16 protein-coding genes are annotated in these 17,107 nt (G+C 61.9%); 5 read left to right on the top strand and 11 right to left on the bottom strand.

What is annotated here, in order from left to right; all coding sequences use genetic code 11:
- Window positions 1-96: 96 nt before the first annotated feature.
- A complete protein-coding gene (gene ispB, locus C7H85_RS14605) occupies window positions 97-1,071 on the bottom strand; it encodes an octaprenyl diphosphate synthase (protein WP_106730439.1) in 975 nt (324 codons plus the stop codon).
- A gap of 232 nt (window positions 1,072-1,303) precedes the next feature.
- Here ispB and rplU point away from each other — a divergent pair, with 232 nt between their 5' ends.
- The 4 genes from rplU (at window position 1,304) to folA (ending at window position 3,670) form a co-directional block, all read left to right on the top strand.
- Complete coding sequence (gene rplU, locus C7H85_RS14600; protein WP_106730438.1) at window positions 1,304-1,615, top strand: 50S ribosomal protein L21; 312 nt, start codon at window positions 1,304-1,306, stop codon at window positions 1,613-1,615.
- 17 nt (window positions 1,616-1,632) lie between these two features.
- Entirely contained in the window at window positions 1,633-1,890 is a 258-nt protein-coding gene (gene rpmA, locus C7H85_RS14595; RefSeq protein WP_106730437.1) for a 50S ribosomal protein L27, read from the top strand.
- A 121-nt stretch (window positions 1,891-2,011) separates the two neighbouring features.
- Complete coding sequence (gene cgtA, locus C7H85_RS14590) at window positions 2,012-3,175, top strand: Obg family GTPase CgtA (RefSeq protein WP_106730436.1); 1,164 nt, start codon at window positions 2,012-2,014, stop codon at window positions 3,173-3,175.
- A 3-nt stretch (window positions 3,176-3,178) separates the two neighbouring features.
- Window positions 3,179-3,670 carry a type 3 dihydrofolate reductase gene (gene folA / locus C7H85_RS14585; protein WP_106730435.1) on the top strand — a complete coding sequence of 164 codons (492 nt, stop codon included), beginning with the start codon at window positions 3,179-3,181 and terminating at the stop codon, window positions 3,668-3,670.
- On the opposite strand, the gene C7H85_RS14580 is transcribed toward folA, so the two are convergent.
- From C7H85_RS14580 to lptD, 6 genes are read right to left on the bottom strand one after another with little or no spacing between them, the layout of a single operon-like run.
- Window positions 3,658-4,476 (bottom strand): symmetrical bis(5'-nucleosyl)-tetraphosphatase, encoded by an 819-nt coding sequence (locus C7H85_RS14580; RefSeq protein ID WP_106730434.1) that lies wholly within the window; start codon window positions 4,474-4,476, stop codon window positions 3,658-3,660. The two genes, folA and C7H85_RS14580, sit on opposite strands and share 13 nt — an antisense overlap.
- Entirely contained in the window at window positions 4,476-4,850 is a 375-nt protein-coding gene (gene apaG / locus C7H85_RS14575; RefSeq protein WP_106730433.1) for a Co2+/Mg2+ efflux protein ApaG, read from the bottom strand. Before apaG ends, C7H85_RS14580 begins: the two co-directional genes overlap by 1 nt.
- A 2-nt stretch (window positions 4,851-4,852) precedes the next feature.
- Window positions 4,853-5,659, bottom strand: a complete 807-nt coding sequence (rsmA, locus tag C7H85_RS14570) for a 16S rRNA (adenine(1518)-N(6)/adenine(1519)-N(6))-dimethyltransferase RsmA (RefSeq protein ID WP_106730432.1) — start codon at window positions 5,657-5,659, stop codon at window positions 4,853-4,855.
- Entirely contained in the window at window positions 5,652-6,641 is a 990-nt protein-coding gene (pdxA, locus tag C7H85_RS14565; RefSeq protein ID WP_106730431.1) for a 4-hydroxythreonine-4-phosphate dehydrogenase PdxA, read from the bottom strand. Before pdxA ends, rsmA begins: the two co-directional genes overlap by 8 nt.
- Entirely contained in the window at window positions 6,638-7,954 is a 1,317-nt protein-coding gene (surA, locus tag C7H85_RS14560; protein ID WP_106730430.1) for a peptidylprolyl isomerase SurA, read from the bottom strand. The genes pdxA and surA overlap by 4 nt, the downstream gene beginning before the upstream one ends.
- 25 nt (window positions 7,955-7,979) lie before the next feature.
- Window positions 7,980-10,331, bottom strand: coding sequence for an LPS assembly protein LptD (gene lptD, locus C7H85_RS14555; protein WP_106730429.1), 2,352 nt, complete (start codon window positions 10,329-10,331; stop codon window positions 7,980-7,982).
- Between the two features lie 271 nt (window positions 10,332-10,602).
- Between lptD and djlA the strand changes: the two genes are divergently transcribed.
- Window positions 10,603-11,403, top strand: coding sequence for a co-chaperone DjlA (djlA, locus tag C7H85_RS14550; RefSeq protein ID WP_106730428.1), 801 nt, complete (start codon window positions 10,603-10,605; stop codon window positions 11,401-11,403).
- A gap of 57 nt (window positions 11,404-11,460) precedes the next feature.
- Here djlA and C7H85_RS14545 read toward each other — a convergent pair whose 3' ends face one another.
- Genes C7H85_RS14545 through rapA form a run of 4 tightly spaced genes read right to left on the bottom strand, consistent with a single transcriptional unit; the run spans window position 11,461 to window position 16,725 of the window.
- The gene (locus C7H85_RS14545; RefSeq protein ID WP_106730427.1) at window positions 11,461-12,411 is read right to left on the bottom strand and encodes a D-2-hydroxyacid dehydrogenase; all 951 of its coding nucleotides are present in this window, start codon (window positions 12,409-12,411) and stop codon (window positions 11,461-11,463) included.
- Complete coding sequence (locus tag C7H85_RS14540) at window positions 12,365-13,165, bottom strand: DUF3530 family protein (RefSeq protein ID WP_106730426.1); 801 nt, start codon at window positions 13,163-13,165, stop codon at window positions 12,365-12,367. Before C7H85_RS14540 ends, C7H85_RS14545 begins: the two co-directional genes overlap by 47 nt.
- Before the next feature lie 3 nt (window positions 13,166-13,168).
- Window positions 13,169-13,828: a pseudouridine synthase gene (locus C7H85_RS14535; RefSeq protein ID WP_425445078.1), complete on the bottom strand. Its 660-nt coding sequence runs from the start codon at window positions 13,826-13,828 to the stop codon at window positions 13,169-13,171.
- A 23-nt stretch (window positions 13,829-13,851) separates the two neighbouring features.
- Entirely contained in the window at window positions 13,852-16,725 is a 2,874-nt protein-coding gene (rapA, locus tag C7H85_RS14530; protein ID WP_106730424.1) for an RNA polymerase-associated protein RapA, read from the bottom strand.
- Window positions 16,726-17,107 lie beyond the last annotated feature (382 nt).

Below are 17,107 nucleotides of genomic sequence, written 5' to 3'. Positions count from 1 at the left end.
CGCCATAAAAAACGCCAGTCCGATGACTGGCGTTTTTAACTGGCAGCCCTTCGCTTCACACCGCCAGGCCCGTTTCCGGTGGGCTAGGGGCCCGGCTCAGCGGGTACGTTCCACCGCCATGTGCGCCAAGGCTTCCAGCGCCGTCTTGTGTTCCGAATCGGGCAGTACCGTCAGGCAGGCGATGGCCTTGTCGGCTTCCTGCTGGGCCCGCCCGCGGCTGTATTCCAGCGCCCGGGTATCGGCCAGTATGGCCATGATTTCATCCAGGTGATCCAGGCCGGTACGATTGGCGATGGCATCGCGGATCCGTTCACGCTGGGCGGCGTCGCCGATTGCCATGGCGCGCAGCAACGGCAGGGTGGGTTTGCCCTCGGCCAGGTCGTCGCCCACGTTCTTGCCCATGTCGCTGGCGTCCGAGCTGTAGTCCATGATGTCATCCACCAGCTGGAAGGCGGTGCCCAGGTACTTGCCGTAATCCAGCATGGCCTGCTCTATCTCCGGTGGCTGGTGGGTCAGCACGGCGGCCAGGCGGGTGGCGGCTTCGAACAGCTTGGCGGTCTTGCAGTAGATCACCTGCATGTAGCTGGCTTCGGTGGTGTCCGGATCGTTGCAGTTCATCAACTGCAGCACCTCGCCTTCGGCGATGATGTTGGTGGCGTCGCTGAGGATATGCATGATCTTCATGTTGTCCAGCTCGGTCATCATCTGAAAGGCGCGGGTATAGAGGAAATCACCCACCAGGACGCTGGCGGCGTTGCCGAACAGGGCGTTGGCGGTATCCCGGCCCCGGCGCAGATCAGACTCGTCCACCACGTCGTCGTGCAGCAGGGTGGCGGTGTGGATGAACTCGATGATGGCGGCCAGCTTGAGGTGGGCGTCGCCGCCATAACCGAGGGCGCGGGCGGCCAGCACCGTCAGCAACGGACGCATGCGTTTGCCGCCGGCACTGACGATGTAGTACCCGAGCTGGTTGATCAGGACCACGTCCGATTGCAGCCGCGACATGATCAGCGAGTCAACCGATTGCATGTCCTGCTCGGTCAGTTGTTTTACCTTGTTGATATCTACCATAAAATGAAGCCGGACGGTGCACTGTAAAGCCATGGATGCTAGGATTTTACACGATTTGTCAAAGGGATAAACCCGCCCGGGACGGCGATGGCCAGAATCCCGGAAACTGTGATTTTTTTGCCGATCCGCCCTTGTCTAAGGGGATCAATTTGCGTACAATGCGCGGCCATTGTAGAACAGTTTTAGTGCACGGCCCGAAGAGGGTAAAAGTGCCATATTCGGAGTTATAAACATGTACGCGGTAATCCAAAGCGGCGGAAAACAGCACCGTGTAGCCGAAGGCCAGGTTGTTCGTCTGGAAAAGCTGGACGTTGAAACCGGTGCTTCTGTCGAGTTCGACAAAGTACTGATGGTTGCCCAAGGTGAAGACGTTAAAGTTGGTGTTCCCTATGTAGACGGCAGCAAGGTAGTGGCCGAAGTGGTTGCTCACGGTCGCGGCAAGAAAGTCAAGATCGTCAAGTTCCGTCGTCGTAAGCACTCTCGCAAACAGCAGGGTCACCGTCAGTGGTTCACTGAAGTGAAAATCACTGGTATCAGCGCCTAAGAGAGGAGTTAAGTTCCATGGCACACAAAAAAGCAGGCGGCTCAACTCGTAACGGTCGCGATTCAGAAAGTAAACGTCTTGGCGTTAAGCGCTTCGGCGGTGAGTCTGTCCTGGCGGGCAACATCATCGTTCGTCAGCGCGGTACCAAGTTCCATGCCGGCGACAACGTTGGCCTGGGCAAAGACCATACCCTGTTCGCCAAAGCCGACGGCAAGGTGAAGTTCGAGGTTAAAGGTCCGAACAACCGTAAATACGTCAGCATCGTAGCCGAATAAGCTACTGGCAGACCAGATCAAAGCCCCGCCAACCGGCGGGGCTTTTTGCATTACAGAAAGGCGTCATTCGGCGTTCCGGCCGGATATACTGGTCGCAGCAAGCGAATGGGAGAGCAATGCAATGAAATTTGTCGATGAAGCGGAGATCCGGATTGAAGCCGGTGACGGTGGGAATGGCTGTGTCAGCTTCCGCCGGGAAAAATACATCCCCAACGGGGGCCCCGATGGGGGGGATGGTGGCGATGGCGGCGATGTCTATCTGCTCGCCGATGAGAACCTCAATACCCTGATCGACTATCACTTCGAGCGTTTTCACCGGGCCGAACGCGGTGAAAACGGTCGCGGCGGCAACTGTACCGGCAAGCGCGGCAAGGATCTGGTGCTGACGGTACCGGTCGGTAGCCGGGCCAAGGACGAGATGACCGGTGAGATCCTTGGTGATCTGACCCGCCATGGCCAGAAACTGCTGATCGCCAAGGGCGGTTTTCACGGCCTTGGCAACACCCGCTTCAAGAGCTCGGTCAATCGGGCACCGCGGAAAAAGACCAACGGCACCCCGGGCGAAGTGCGCAATGTGCTGCTGGAACTGCTGCTGCTCGCCGACGTGGGCCTGCTGGGGCTGCCCAACGCGGGCAAGTCGACCTTTATCCGCTCCGTTTCCGCCGCCAAGCCCAAGGTCGCCGACTACCCCTTTACCACCCTGGTGCCCAACCTCGGGGTGGTGCGCTGTGATGGCCAGAAGAGCTTCGTGGTGGCGGATATTCCCGGCCTGATCGAAGGGGCTGCCGACGGCGCCGGCCTGGGTATCCGTTTCCTCAAGCATCTGGAGCGTTGCCGGGTATTGCTGCACATGATCGATGTGCTACCGGTGGACGGCTCGGATCCGGCCGACAATGCCGACATCATCGTCAATGAGCTGGCGCAATACAGCGCAGAGCTGGCGGCCAAGCCGCGCTGGCTGGTATTCAACAAGCTGGATCTGGTGCTGGAAGAAGAAGCCGACGAGATCATCGAGCGGGTGATCGAAATGCTTGACTGGCAAGGGCCGGTGTTCCGCATCTGCGCCATCAGCAAGGATGGTACCCGGGAGTTGACCCAGGCGTTGATGGGCTTCCTCGACGAGCACCCGCGCAGCAAGGAAGAATTGCAGCAGGCCATCGAGCCGGTCAACTTCAAGTGGGACGAGTACCATCAGGCCAAGCTGTCCGAAGCGGATGACGACGATGACGACTGGGACGATGAAGATGACGATGACGACGGTCATGTCATCTACACCCGGGAGTAAGGCATGAGGCTGTCGCTGATCGTGGCGATGACCCGGGAGCGGGTCATCGGCAGGGAAAACCGGATGCCCTGGCACCTGCCGGGGGATCTGGCCTATTTCAAGCGTACCACCCTGGGCAAGCCGGTGCTGATGGGGCGCAACACCTTCGCCTCCATCGGCAAGCCCCTGCCGGGGCGGCGCAATGTCATCATCAGCCGCACCCTGGACGAGGCGCCCGCCGGAACCGAAGTGGTGGCGTCTCCGGCCGAGGCGCTCCGGCTGCTGGCCGCCGAGGAGGAAGTCATGGTGATCGGTGGCGGCCAGCTGTACCGGGCCCTTATGCCGCTGGCGAGCCGGCTCTACCTGACCCGGATCGACACCAGCCTGGCGGGCGACACCTACTTTCCCGAGGTGGGGGAGGAATGGCGCCTGGTGTCGGAGCAGCAGCTCCCGGCGGATGAGCGCAATGCCTACGCCTGCCGCTTTCAGCTGCTGGAGCGTACTCAGCCGGCGTAAGCCGGGCAGGGGGTGCTGAGGCGCTCCCCGCTTTCCCAGTGCAGCAGGGTCAGGCTGCCACCCCAGACACAGCCGGTATCCAGCGCATGGATGCCGGCGATGTCGCATTCCCCTTCCAATGCGGCCCAGTGGCCGAACACCAGTGGCGGATCCTGATAGCCGGCACGCAGCCTGAACCAGGGTTGCAGCTCTTCCGGCGCCTCGGCCAGGGTGGCCTTGTTGGCAAAGTCGAGACGCCCGTCCGGATGGCACAGGCGCATGCGGGTAAAGGCGTTGATGCTGAAGCGCAGCTGTTCGAGGGGCGACAGATCATCACGCCAGTGATCCGGCTGATCCCCGTACATCTGCCGCAGCCGCTGTCGGTACTGGTCCGAGCTTAACTCCGCTTCCACCCTGCGCGCGGCCGTGCGGGCCTGCTCTAGGTCCCACTGCGGCGGTATGCCGGCGTGGGTCATCACGAAGCCCTGTTGCTCATGCTCCGCCAGCAGCGGCTGGTGCCGCAGCCAGTACAACAGATCCGCGCGGTCGGCGGCGTGGAGGATATCGTCGATCCGGTCCGCCGGTTTGGGGCGGCCGATACCGTGGGCGATGGCCAGCAGGTGCAGGTCATGGTTGCCGAGCACGGTCGTGGCGGCGTTGCCGAGTCCGATGACCCGGCGCAGGCAGCCGAGGGAGTCCGGCCCGCGGGCGACCAGATCCCCGGTCAGCCAGAGAGTGTCTCTGGACGGGTTGAAGGCGACCTGGGCCAGCAGCAGATCGAGCTCTTTCAGGCAGCCCTGCAGGTCGCCAATCAGGTAGCTGGCCATCAGTTGATCAGGTTCGGCAAGGCCAGCCGGAAGGCGTCGATGGGGGCCTGGAATTCCCGGCCATCGTCCAGGGCCATGGTATAGCTGCCTTCCATCACCCCGACCGGGGTCTCCAGGCTGACGCCGCTGGTATAGGTATACTGTTCGCCCGGCGCTATCCTGGGCTGTTCTCCGACCACGCCACTGCCCTGGACTTCCGTTATCTTGCCATTGGCATCGGTAATGACCCAGCGCCGGCCCAGCAGGCGAACCCGCTGGGTGCCGTTGTTTCTGATGGTGATGGTATAGGCAAACACATAATGCTGCTCATCCGGCGCGGATCTGTCCGCCAGATATTGGGGGGCCGTGGTGATGTGGATGGTACCGGGCAGCATGGTTATTCCTTCTGTTGGGCCAGGGCATTGGCCAGGGTCACGTACTGATCCAGGGTCAATTGCTCGGGGCGGGTGGACGGATCCAGGCCGAGCTCGCTCAGCTGTTCGGCGCGGAACAGGTGCTGCAGGCTGTTGCGGATGGTTTTGCGGCGCTGGCCGAAGGCATCGGCGGTCACCCGCGACAGACAGGCCATGTCCCTGGCGGGAAAAGGGGGCGTGTCGTAGGGCAGCAGCTTGACCACCGCCGATTCAACCTTGGGCGCGGGCCTGAAGGCGTCGGGCCCGACTTCCAGCACCGGCACCACCTGGCAATAATACTGGGCCATCACGCTCAGCCGGCCGTAGGCCTTGCTGCCGGGGCCGGCCGCCAGCCGGTTGACCACTTCCTTCTGCAGCATGAAATGCATGTCTTCCACCAGCGGGGCGAACTCGAACAGGTGGAACATCAGTTGGGTGGAAATGTTGTAGGGCAGGTTGCCGAAAATCTTCAGCTTCTTGCCGGGCTCCTTCAGTGTGCCGAAGTCGAACTTCATGGCGTCGGCCTGGTGAATGCTGAGCTTGTCCTTCAGGAAAGGATGGGTCGCCAGCCGTGCCGCCAGGTCCCGATCCAGTTCCACCACGTTGAGGCGGCTTACGTGAGCGCAGACCGGGCCGGTCAGGGCGCCCAGGCCGGGGCCGATCTCGATCATGGTGAAGTCGTCGCTGGGATGAATAGCATTGACTATCTGGTCAATGATGTAGTCATCGTGCAAAAAATTCTGACCAAATCTCTTACGGGCCTTGTGGCCCTGGTGAACCTTACTATTCATCGCGTTTTTCTATCATTTCAATGGCTTGATTAACTGCGCACAGCATGCTGCCCGCATCGATTTTGTCGGTGCCGGCCAGTTCCAGCGCGGTGCCGTGATCCACCGAGGTGCGGATGAACGGCAACCCCAGGGTGATGTTCACCGCCTTGCCGAAGCCGATGTATTTCAGCACCGGCAACCCCTGATCGTGGTACATGGCCAGGAAGGCATCGGCATCCTTCATGTATTTTTCCTGGAACACGGTGTCCGACGACAAGGGGCCCACCAGATCCATGCCCTCGGTGCGTAACGCGTCCAGGGTCGGGATGATGATGTCCAGCTCCTCACGCCCCAGGTGGCCGTCTTCGCCGGCATGGGGGTTGAGCCCGCACACATAGATACGCGGGTTGGCGATGCCGAACTTGGCCTTGAGCTCCGCATGCAGGATACGGGTGATCTTGCCGAGCCGGTCGGAGGTAATGGCCCTGGCCACATAGGCCAGCGGGATATGGGTGGTCACCTGGGCGACCCGCAGGCCGGGGGTGGCCAGCAGCATCACCACGTCCGGCACATTGGCCTGCTGGGCAAAAAACTCGGTATGGCCGCTGAAAGACACCCCGGCCTTGTTGATGATGCCCTTGTTGACCGGGCCGGTGACCACGGCCTCGAATTCGCCGTTCATGTTGCCGTCGGAGGCGCGTTTCAGCGTTTCCAACACGTAGAGGCCGTTGGCCTCATCCAGCTTGCCGGGCACCGCCGGCTTGGCCAGCCGGACCGGCGCTATGGTCAGGGTGCCGGCCTTTTGCGGCCGCGGCGGCTGCTCGGGGTGGTAGGGCAGCAGGGTCAACTGCTTGCCCAGCGTCTGGGCGCGGCTCTGCAGCAGCTCGGGATCGGCGATCACCACCAGCTCCACCGGCCAGTCGTGTTCCGCCAGAGCCTGCATCAGCTCAGGCCCGATGCCGGCGGGCTCGCCGGGGGTTATCGCTATGCGTTTACAAATCACAGTTCACCGTCGGATAAATTGGTGTCGACAATACGGATATAGGCTTCGTCCCTCAGCTCGTCCAGCCAGGTCTGCACTTCTTCGGTAAAGCGACGATTAAAGATCAACTGGTAGGCGCGTTGCTCCGTCGCCTGTTCGGTGGCGTCCGTCACCCGCCGGTCTTCCAGCTGCACCAGGTGCCAGCCGTGTTCGGAGCGGAACGGTTCGCTCAGTTGGCCGACCTCAAGCCGGTTGACGGTATCGCGAAAGGCGCTGACGTACATCTCGGGCGCGGCCCAGCCCAGGTCGCCGCCGTTGATGGCGGAGTCGGGATCTTCGGAATACTGCTCGGCCAGTGCTGTCATCGAGGTTTCGCCCGAACGGATGGCGCGGGCAAAGCCGGCCAGCATCGACTGGGCCTTTTCCTCACTCATGATGATCGAAGGCTTGATCAGGATATGGCGGGCCTTGACTTCCACTGCCTGCACCGTTTGCGCCGTTCCGCCCTCGGTATCGAAGATGGTCAGGATATGCAGGCCGGCCCCGGAGCGAATGGGCCCGATGATATCACCCTTGCCGTAATTCTTCACGGCTTCACTGAACAACGAGGGCATTTCGTTGATGCCCATCATGCCCCAGTCGCCGCCTTCCAACGCCTTGGGACCGGCACTGTGGGCGATGGCCAACTGGCGGAAATCGGCGCCCTGTTTCAGTTGGGTGATCAACTGCTCGGCCCGGCTGCTTGCTTGGCGCAGCTGTTCGCTGCTGGGGCTGGACGGCAGCGGCAGCAGGATATTGCCGACCCGGTAACGGGTGTTGCTCTGTCCCTGCTCCTTGATCATCTGCACCACCTGTTTGACTTCCTGATCGGAGATGTTGATGCGGCGGCGAACCTGGTTGCGGGCCAGCTCGCTCAGCAGGATTTCGTTGCGCACCTGCTCCCGGAACTGGCTGTAGCTCAGGCCCTCGGCCGCGGCGTCGGCCCGCAGCTGCTCGAGGCTCTTGCCCTCGCCGCGGGCGATATTGGCCAGGGCCTGCTCCAGCTGGGTGTCGGTGATGCGCAGCCCCAGGCGTTCGGCCAGCTGCAGCTGCAGGCTTTCCTGGATGAGACGTTCCAGCGCCTGCTTGCGCAGCAGTTGCTCTTCCGGCAAGGGCTGACCGGCGGCCCGGGCGCTCTGCCGGACCTGATTGACCAGACCCGAGAGCTGGCTTTCCAGCACCACATCCTGATTGACGACAGCGACCACCTTATCCAGCAGTTCAACCGCCTGGCTGGTGGCCGTCACCAGACTCAGGCCGGCGGCGATAAGCAGTTGTTTACATCTTTTGTTCATGACAGGTCCTGTGCACAGTAAGAATTCAGTTGTTGAGATTGAACGGACGATAGTAAGGCAACAGCTGGGTACCCGGCTTGAACTCGCCGCTTCCGGTTCCGACCGAGCTCAACCCTTTCAGTTCGAAACGTAAACCGATACTGGTTTCCTGTATCGCATCCGGGCGGTTTGTCAGCTTGTCCTCTTTCTGCCATTGCTCCCATACCAGGCTGACGGCCCAACAGCAGGAGTCGTAGCGCAACCCTATCAGAGTATCGATATTGCGATCGAGTTCAATATCCCGGTAATAACCGCCAATCAGGCGCCATTGCGGGTCTAGTGGCCAGGAAAAGGTGCCGCCGAGCTGGTTCAGATCCTTTTCCAGGCTGGCGTCGCTGAAGTAGTTCCGGTTGAGGTGGCGGAAGCCGAGCTGAGCCAGCTTGCCCTGCTCGTTGTATTCCAGGGTGAGGTTGCCTGCCGCCAGCCGGTTGTTACGGGTATCCTGCTGGGCTTCAGAATGGATGAACCAGCTGCCGTCGAGGTTCAAATCGCCCTCGAAGGTCAGAAAGGAGCGGTTGGTGTCGCTCGGGGTATCGCCCGGAAACAGCCGGACCCGGGGCGGGGTAAAGTTGTAGGACTGGGCCAGTGCCAGGCGCAGGCGTTCGGTGCCGCTGTCGTCGTAGATCCGGCTGGAGAAGCCGGCGGTCAGCTGGTTGGCGTCGCTGATCCTGTCCAGGCCGGCAAAACGGCGATCGCTGAACAGGCTGTAGTAGTCCTGGCGCATATCGGTGGTGTCGTACAGGCCGATATGGTCCTGCTCCTTGTACGGCACATACAGATACTGAAGCTGGGGCTCGAGGGTCTGGGTAAAATCCTGGCCGAACCAGCGGGTGTCGCGATCGAACACCAGGGTGCCATTCAGCCGCAACCGGGGCAGCAACCGGTCGACGCTGCTGTCCAGCTCTTCAGAATTAAAGCCCAGTTTATTTCTGTAGTGATCGTTCAGCCGATCAGGCACATCCTGCTCGTAGTGGGTATAGTAGGCGCCGGCATCGGCGGTCAGCTGGGCGCCGGGCTGGTCGATGACCGAGTAGATCAGCCTGGGCTCGGCATGGAAGCGGGTGGCTTCATAGATGTCCTGGGCGTCGTTGCCGAACCGGGTTAGTTCGGAGTCGAAGGCGAGATCGATACTGCCCATGCCGCGGTAGCTGGTCAGCGTCAGGCTGGGGGCCAGTTCGAAGGGGCTGAGCCGGTCCGGTTTGAGGATCTGATAATCGCGCATCTCGGCGGTCAGCTGCCAGCTGCGGTCGTAATAGCCGCCCTGAAAGGACTGCAGCAGCTGGTCGTCGACCAGGACGCCCACCGGGGGGGAAAAATCGTCCACATAGGCGAAATCCCAGCCGGCCACCTTGGTGTAATCGATCTGTCCGCGCCAGTGGCCCTCGGCATCGAAGCGGGCGCTGTGCTGCCAGTTGAACAGCCAGCGGGCGTCGTCGCGCCACTCGGTATCGCTCAGCTTGTCGTCGCTGCTCAGGTATTCACCGTAGAGGGTGCCGCTCTGGCCTTCCACCGGCAGGTAGCGAAACTCCAGCTGGGCCATGGTGCCGCGTCGTTCCATGTAACGGGGCGTGATGGTGGCGTCGTAATTGGGCGCGATGTTCCAGTAAAAAGGCTGGCGGATATCGGTGCCGCTTTCGCTGCTGATGTCGAAGGACGGGTAAAGCAGGCCGCTCTGGCGCTCGTCCTTGACCGGGAACTTGATGTAGGGAAAATAAAACACCGGGACTTCTCCCAGCCACAGGACGGCGTTCCAGGCCTCGCCGAACACCTTATCCTGCTCTACCTGCACCGAGCTGGCCCTGAGTTGCCAGGCTTCCTCGTTGGGGGGGCAGGTGGTATAGCTGGCGCCGTTCAGATCGACCCTGTTGGTGTTGTCGGTCATCCGCACCCGGCCGGCTTCCCCCCGGCCGGGATTGCCGTGCAACTGGTAACGGGCCTGCTCCAGCTCGGTGTCCCTGGTGTCGAGGTTGCCGCTGAGGGGGCCGTCGCTTTCCACCGTGATGGTGCCGTCGCTGTAGCGGATATTGCCCTCGGCCCTGACGTCGCGGCTCTGCTGCTCCAGCTCGGCGTAGTCGGCACTGAAGCTGCGCCGGGCCTGGTTGACCTGCACATCGCCCCGGTAGAGGATCTTGCCCTCGCGGGTGGCATTGAGCACCTCGGCGGTCACGGTGATGGGGGCATCGGTGTCGTTTTCGGTGCTGTCGACCCGCAGCGGCACATGGCTGAAACAGCGGCTGAAAGAAAAGGGGGCGTCATTGTCGGCGACAATGGCGTCGCTCTGGGCCTGGGCCAGGCCGGAGACAAACAGCAGGGGAAAGCCGATAATCCGTATTCTCATGGGTTGACGCTCGCGTTCCTGATCTTGGCGACACCGCCCTGATCGCGGGGTTAAGGCTGGTTGAGCTTTTGGTGTCATTACTTTATGGTAGCTGGCTATGATAATGCATTCTCGCTGTCAGCACTATGGCCCTGCTTTTACAACACTTTTCTGAACCCGGACACGCTCGATGAAACCATCCTTCCATCACTGGCCATCGCTGTCGAGGCCGCACCTTTCTCCTTTGACATCCTGCCCGGTCCGTCGGCCGGTGCGGGCGGGAGGGCGCTGAATGCTGGCCCATATCAAAGGCAAACTGATCGGCTTTCTGTTCGGGCTGCTGATCGGCAATATTCCCGGTGCCCTGCTCGGCCTGTGGCTGGGGCATCTGGTCGACAAGAAACTGGCCAATGCCTGGCAGTTCAATAAGAGTGCCCAGGCCGAGTTTCTCTATGCCACCTTCGCCACCATGGGACATATTGCCAAGTCCAGCGGCCAGGTATCGAGTGAAGAAATCCGGCTGGCCGAACACCTGATGACGCAGATGCGGCTGCAGGGCGAGCTGCGCAGCCGGGCCCAGCAGGCGTTTCGGGAAGGCAAGGAAAGCGACTTTCCCCTGGCTGACACCCTGCGTCGCTTTCGCGCTCAGGTGAAGGACAGCCGCAACCTGCTGCGCTTCTTCATGGAGGTGCAGCTGCAGCTGGCCTTTGCCGACGGCGGACTGCACCCGGCCGAACGCCGTTTGTTGCACGTCATCGCCGCCGAGTTGGGGTTCTCCGAGCATGAACTGGAGCAGTTGCTGGCCTTTGCCGAGGCCCAGCTGCACATGTTCCGCAACGGACAGCAGACGGGCAGGCGGCAACAGCGGCCGGCGGAGGACAGGCTGCGCGACGCCTACCGTATCCTGGAGGTGGAGGCCGGCGCCGACGACGCCACCGTCAAGAAAGCCTATCGCCGGCAGATGTCCAAGCACCACCCGGACAAGCTGGTGGCCCAGGGCCTGCCGAAGGAGATGATGGACATGGCCAAGGAAAAGGCCCAGGACATTCAGCAGGCCTGGGAAACCATCAAGGCGGCGCGCAATATTCGTTGAATGGGTGGCAGGGGGGAAGTGTTAAGCGATGCCATGCTTGGCCCCTCACCCCTTCGCTTACACCAAACAGTTCTGCGCCCTGCCGGCCACAAAGGCCTCGATATTGTCGATCAACTGATCCGCCAGCCGCTGCATGGCCGAATGGCTGGCCCAGGCCACGTGGGGGGTCAGGATAAAATTGGGGTAACGCAGGGCCTGCAGCAGCGGGTTGTCCGGCGCCGGTGGCTCCTGGGTGACCACATCGAAGCCGGCGCCACCGATGGTTCCGTTTTCCAGGGCCGCCAGCAGGGCGCTCTCGTCCACCAGGCCGCCACGGCCGACATTGATCAGCAGGGCGTCGGATTTCATCAGCGCGAGTTCACGGGGGCCTATCAGGTTGCGGGTCTCCGGGGTCAGCGGGCAGTGCAGGCTCAGCACATCGGCTCGGGCCAGCACCTCGTCGAAGGCCAGGCGGCCTTCGCCGGCCGGCTGGCCCTTGCGGGCCGCGACCATGACCTTCATCCCCAGTGCCGTCGCCAGCCGCTCCAGATCCCGGGCGATGGTGCCGTAGCCGACCAGCCCCAGGGTCTGTCCGGCCAGATCCCGCACCGGATAGTCGAAATAGCAGAACTGCCCGGCCTGTTGCCAGCGGCCAGCGATGACCGAGGCATGGTAGGCGGTGATGCTGCGGTTCAGCGCCATGATCAGCGCCAGGGCATGCTCCGGCACCGAGTTTTCCGAGTAACCGCGAATGTTGCACACCCTGATGCCGGCGGCACGGCAGGCGGCCAGATCGACGTTATCGCTGCCGGTGGCGGCGATGGCCACCAGTTTCAGCCGGGGCAGCCGGGCCAGGGTGGCGGCCTTGAGGCGGACCTTGTTGACGATGGCGATGTCCGCATCCTGCAGGCGTTCCTCCACCTGCTCGGGGGCGGTGTGCTGGAAGCTCTGCCATTGGTGGGCAAAGTCCGGGGAGCGGAGCTTAACGTCCGGGGCCAGGGTCTGTCGGTCTAGAAATACCAGCTTCATTGCGTTTTCCTTTCAGGTAATCGGGTGCGCCTGGCGGCAGCGGCAGCCAGCCCAGACGGACCAGCCAGCCCGCGATCTGCCTTTCCAGCAGGGCATGCCCGGTTAATAATTCCATCTGGTAATCGGCTTTTTCCTGTTGCTCGCTCTGCTGTCGGCGGCGTTGTTGGTTGAGGCGGCTCAGGGGCTCCCGGGGCCGGCTGTCGATATCCAGCACCGGATAGGGGCTGCGGGCCAGGCTGATGGCCAGCATGCGTTGTTGCGCACTCGGCCGGGGATGGGCATCGAACACCACCAGGGCATCGGGGGTGCTCAGTGTGCCCCCGTCCACCAGCTGTTGATACCAGAGGGCGGCACTGCCCTGCACCAGTACCAGCAGGCGCCGCTCCGGATCAGTGTCGGCCAGGGCGTCCTGCAGGCGTTCTCCCTGCCGGACCAGCCACTGGCGCTGCACCGGGGAGGGGGCTTCGGTGGCCGGATCAAAGGCCTGCTGGCTGGCATCCGGTAGTAACAGGATGAAGTCCCATCCCTTCCGCTGCCAGTATTCGGCCATGGCCAGCCAGAGGTGCGGCTGGCTCAGCTCGGGCCAGATCAGCAGGCTGCCTTCCGCCCGTGGCCGTGGCGTTTCAAAATACAGCAGCGCCGACGGCGACCGGTATTGCTCGAAGGCCGTCCAGTCGAGACGGGCCCAGGCGGCCGAGCCGCCCAGCAGGCTCAGCAAGATCAATATGCCGGCACGCCATCCTGTCCGGGCCATAGGCTACTCCATGGAAAAGGGGGCCGTGGTGCTGAAACTGAGCCACTGTTTGGTCCTGGGATGGCGAAACTCCAGCAGGGCCGCATGCAGCTGCAACTGGGGCGCCATCTCCAGGGCCGGGCCCTGTGCATACAGGTTGTCGCCCAGTATGGGGTGGCCCAGGCTGAGCATGTGCACCCTCAGCTGATGGGATCGCCCGGTGATCGGCGTCAGCTCCAGCAGGCTGCGATCGGCGAGCCGTTTGAGACAGCGCCAGTGGGTGAGGGCGTGCTTGCCATGTTCGAGGCTGACCATGTGCCGGGGTCGGTTGGGCCAGTCGCAGCACAGCGGCAGCGCTATGCTGCCACCGTCCTGCTCCGGGCGGCCATAGACCCAGGCGTAGTAGCGCTTGGCCGTTTCCCGCTCGCGGAATTGCCGGTTGAGCTCCCGGTGGGCCTTGGGGTGCAGGGCCATGACGATGACCCCGGAGGTGGCCATGTCCAGCCGGTGCACCACCTGTACCGTGGGATAGACCCGTTGTACCCGGTAGGACAGGCTGTCCCGGTGAACAAGCTCCCGGCCGGGCACGGTCAGCAGCCCGCTTGGCTTGTTCAGCACAATCAGGCTGTTGTCCTGGTACAGCACCTCGAACTGGGGAGCCGTGGGCGGATCGTAACGCAGCAAAACCATGATGGTGGTATCGTCCCTTATTGATGGCTGACCACAATAAACCGAATCGCGTCCAGTTTTAAGCGGGTATGGCTGAGCAGGTTGTCCAGCTCCGTTTTCAGTTCCTGCAGGTGGCCGAGTTCGCTGTCACGTACGTTCGGGTTGACCTTGGCCAGCTGTTGCAGGCGGCCCAGCTCCTGGCCGATGGACTCGTGCATCTGTGCTCTGGCCTGCTCCACCAACTGGATCATCTGCTGTTCCGCCACGGGCTGGGCGGCCTGCAGCAATTGGTGAATTACCGTCTGGGAGGCGTTGACCAGCTTGCTGGCCAGGTGACGGTTGACCGCGCTCAGTTGCCGATCAAAGGATTCGAAGCTGACCTTGTCCGCCAGGTTATTGCCGTTCTTGTCGAGCAGCAGGCGGATCGGGGCCGGCGGCAGGAAGCGATACAGCTGGGCGTTATGGGCCGATTCGGCCACGAACACCAGCTCCACGAACTGGGTGCCGACCGGCAACGCCTTGTTCTTGAGGATGGCCACCGAGGTGGTGCCGATTTCCGACCCCAGCACCAGATCGATGCCACCGCGGATCATCGGGTGATCCCAGCTCAGGAATTGCAGGTCGTCGCGGCTCAGCGCCGTTTCCCGATCGAAGGTAATGCTGGCGCCGTCTTCGGGCAGGGCGGGGAAGTGGGAAACCAGCATCTGTTCGGTGGGACGGACCACGATCATGTTTTCGCCCTTGTCGTCCTGATGCACCCCCACTTCATCGAACAGCTTGATGGCGAAGATCGCCAGGGTGGGATCCTCGTCGGCCTCGGCCAGTTCGCTGGCGAGGCTGTGGTTATGGATAACGCCGCTGGAATTCAGCTCCAGCAGCCGATCCCGGCCCTGCTCCATCTGGCTGTTCAGCTCAAGGGTCAGGGCGCGGGTGTCGGCGATCAGCTGTTCCAGGGCTTCCCGATCCTGGCCGTGGTTGGCCAGCAGCTCCAGCAAGCGTTCGGCCACCTGCTGGTAGACCGGCTGGCCGACCGCATTGGGTTTGCTGAAGGCATCCATGCCCTGGTGATACCACAGGGTCAGCGCCTGTTGCGCCGTGCCTTCGAGATAGGGCAGGTGAATGTCGATATCATGCTGCTGGCCGATACGGTCGAGGCGGCCGATGCGCTGTTCCAGCAGATCCGGATTCAGCGGCAGATCAAACAGCACCAGCTGGTGGGCGAACTGGAAGTTGCGACCCTCGGAGCCGATTTCCGAGCAGATCATCACCTGGGCGCCCCCTTCCTGCTGGGCGAAGTAGGCGGCGGCCTTGTCCCGCTCCAGCAGCGACATCCCCTCGTGGAACACGGTGCCGCGGATCCCTTCGCGGGTGCGCAGCACTTCCTCCAGAGCCAGCGCTACCCCGGCCTTGGCGGTGATGATCAGGATCTTGTCGTTGCGCTTGGCTTTGGTGAACTCCAGCAACCATTCCACTCGGCTGTCGAACTGGGCCCAGGCGCTGTCGCCGCCCTCGAACTGGCGGTAGATTTCTTCCGGATAGAGTGCCTGCAGGGCCTGGGCGGCGGTGTCCTGATGGCTGCCCATCATGCCGGCCACCCGGATAGCGGTCTTGTACTGGCTGGGCAGGGGAAGGGGGTGCAGATGCAGCTGCCGGGAAGGAAAGCCCTTGATGGCATGGCGGGTGTTGCGAAACAGCAGGCGACCGGTGCCGTGGCGATCGAGTAACTGGGTCAGCAATTGCTGACGAGCGGTGGCGTCGTTCAGGATGTCGACGTCCTGACCGTCCATAAAGGGTGCCAGGCGGGCGATGGCCGCTTCATCCAGCGGGGCCTCGGAAAGCAGGGCTTCCGCCGCTTGCGCCAGCGGCTGATAGTCTTCCTCTTCCGCCAGGAAAGCGTCGTAGTCGTAGAAACGCTCTGGGTCGAGCAGGCGCAGGCGGGCGAAGTGGCTCTCGTGACCCTGCTGATCCGGGGTAGCGGTGAGCAGTAATACCCCCGGGATTTGCTCGGCCAGCGCTTCCACCACCTCATAGGCTCGACTGGGTTGCTCCGCGTCCCACACCAGGTGATGGGCCTCGTCCACCACCAGCAGATCCCACTGACTGTCGAGCAGTTGCTCGAAGCGTTTCCGTTTCTTGGTAATAAAGTCGAGGCTGCACAGGATCAGCTGTTCGGTATCAAAAGGATTGGCGGCGTCGGCAAAGGCCTCGACACAGCGTTCTTCATCGAACAGGGCGAAGTGCAGGTTGAAACGGCGCAGCATTTCCACCAGCCACTGGTGGATCAACGCATCGGGCACCAGGATCAGAATGCGGCTGGCCCGTCCGGAGAGCCATTGCTGCTGGATGATCATGCCGGCTTCGATGGTTTTTCCCAGGCCCACTTCATCGGCCAGCAATACCCGAGGGGCATAGCGGCTGCCCACTTCCCGAGCGATGTGCAACTGATGGGGGATCAGGCTCACCCGGCCGCTGGCCAGGCCCCGCAGGGAAGAGCGGCGCTGGTTGAACTGATACATCAGTGCCTGGTAACGCAAGTTGAAACGGCCAATTTTGTCGATCTGGCCGGCAAAGAGCCGTTCCTGGGGTTTGTTCAGCTTGATGAAGTGGTTGAGAAAGGTTTCCTTCAGGCCGGTCTGCTCGCCATTGTCCAGGCGGGTACCGTGGTAAGTCAGCAGGCCATCCTGCTCGGTAATCGACTCTACTTCGAGTTCCCAGTCTTCATGGCTGCTGATGGTATCACCGGGATTAAACATGACCCGGGTCACGGGAGCATCGTCCCTGGCATACATGCGGTTTTCACCGCAGGCAGGAAATAGCATGGTTACCATGCGCACATCGATGGCGACAATGGTTCCCAGTCCCAGATCGGTTTCTGTATCGCTAATCCAACGCTGGCCGAGGGAAAAAGGCATTCAATTCTCCAAGCTGAAGGGGGGTAAAAAAGGGGCGCTATCTTACCCCAAGGCGGGCGAGGCTGCATCCGCCAAAGCAGGCTGTATTAAGTGCGGCCGGTTGCGCATGGCTGGCCTGAAACTATAAAAATAGAGTAATAGCAGGTTTGTGGTCGAAAATTAGGCTAGCGATGTTTTTTATTAAAAAAGCCCTTGCGCAAAAAGCGCGGCTGCCTATAATGCGCATCCACTGACACGGCGCAACCCGCCGCGGTCACAAGCGGTAAAAACTTCGGTTTTAACGCTTGACGAATCAAAAGGACGGCGTAGAATACGCAGCCCTGACCAACACCAGGTCAACGCTCTTTAACAATCTATCAAGCAAACTGTGTGGGCACTCGCA

Origin of the sequence: Zobellella endophytica, from assembly GCF_003012775.1 — a bacterium.
In the GTDB taxonomy this organism is placed as follows: domain Bacteria; phylum Pseudomonadota; class Gammaproteobacteria; order Enterobacterales; family Aeromonadaceae; genus Oceanimonas; species Oceanimonas endophytica.
The sequence above is the reverse complement of the archived record's forward strand: the minus strand, read 5'-3'. Positions and strand labels throughout refer to the sequence as shown.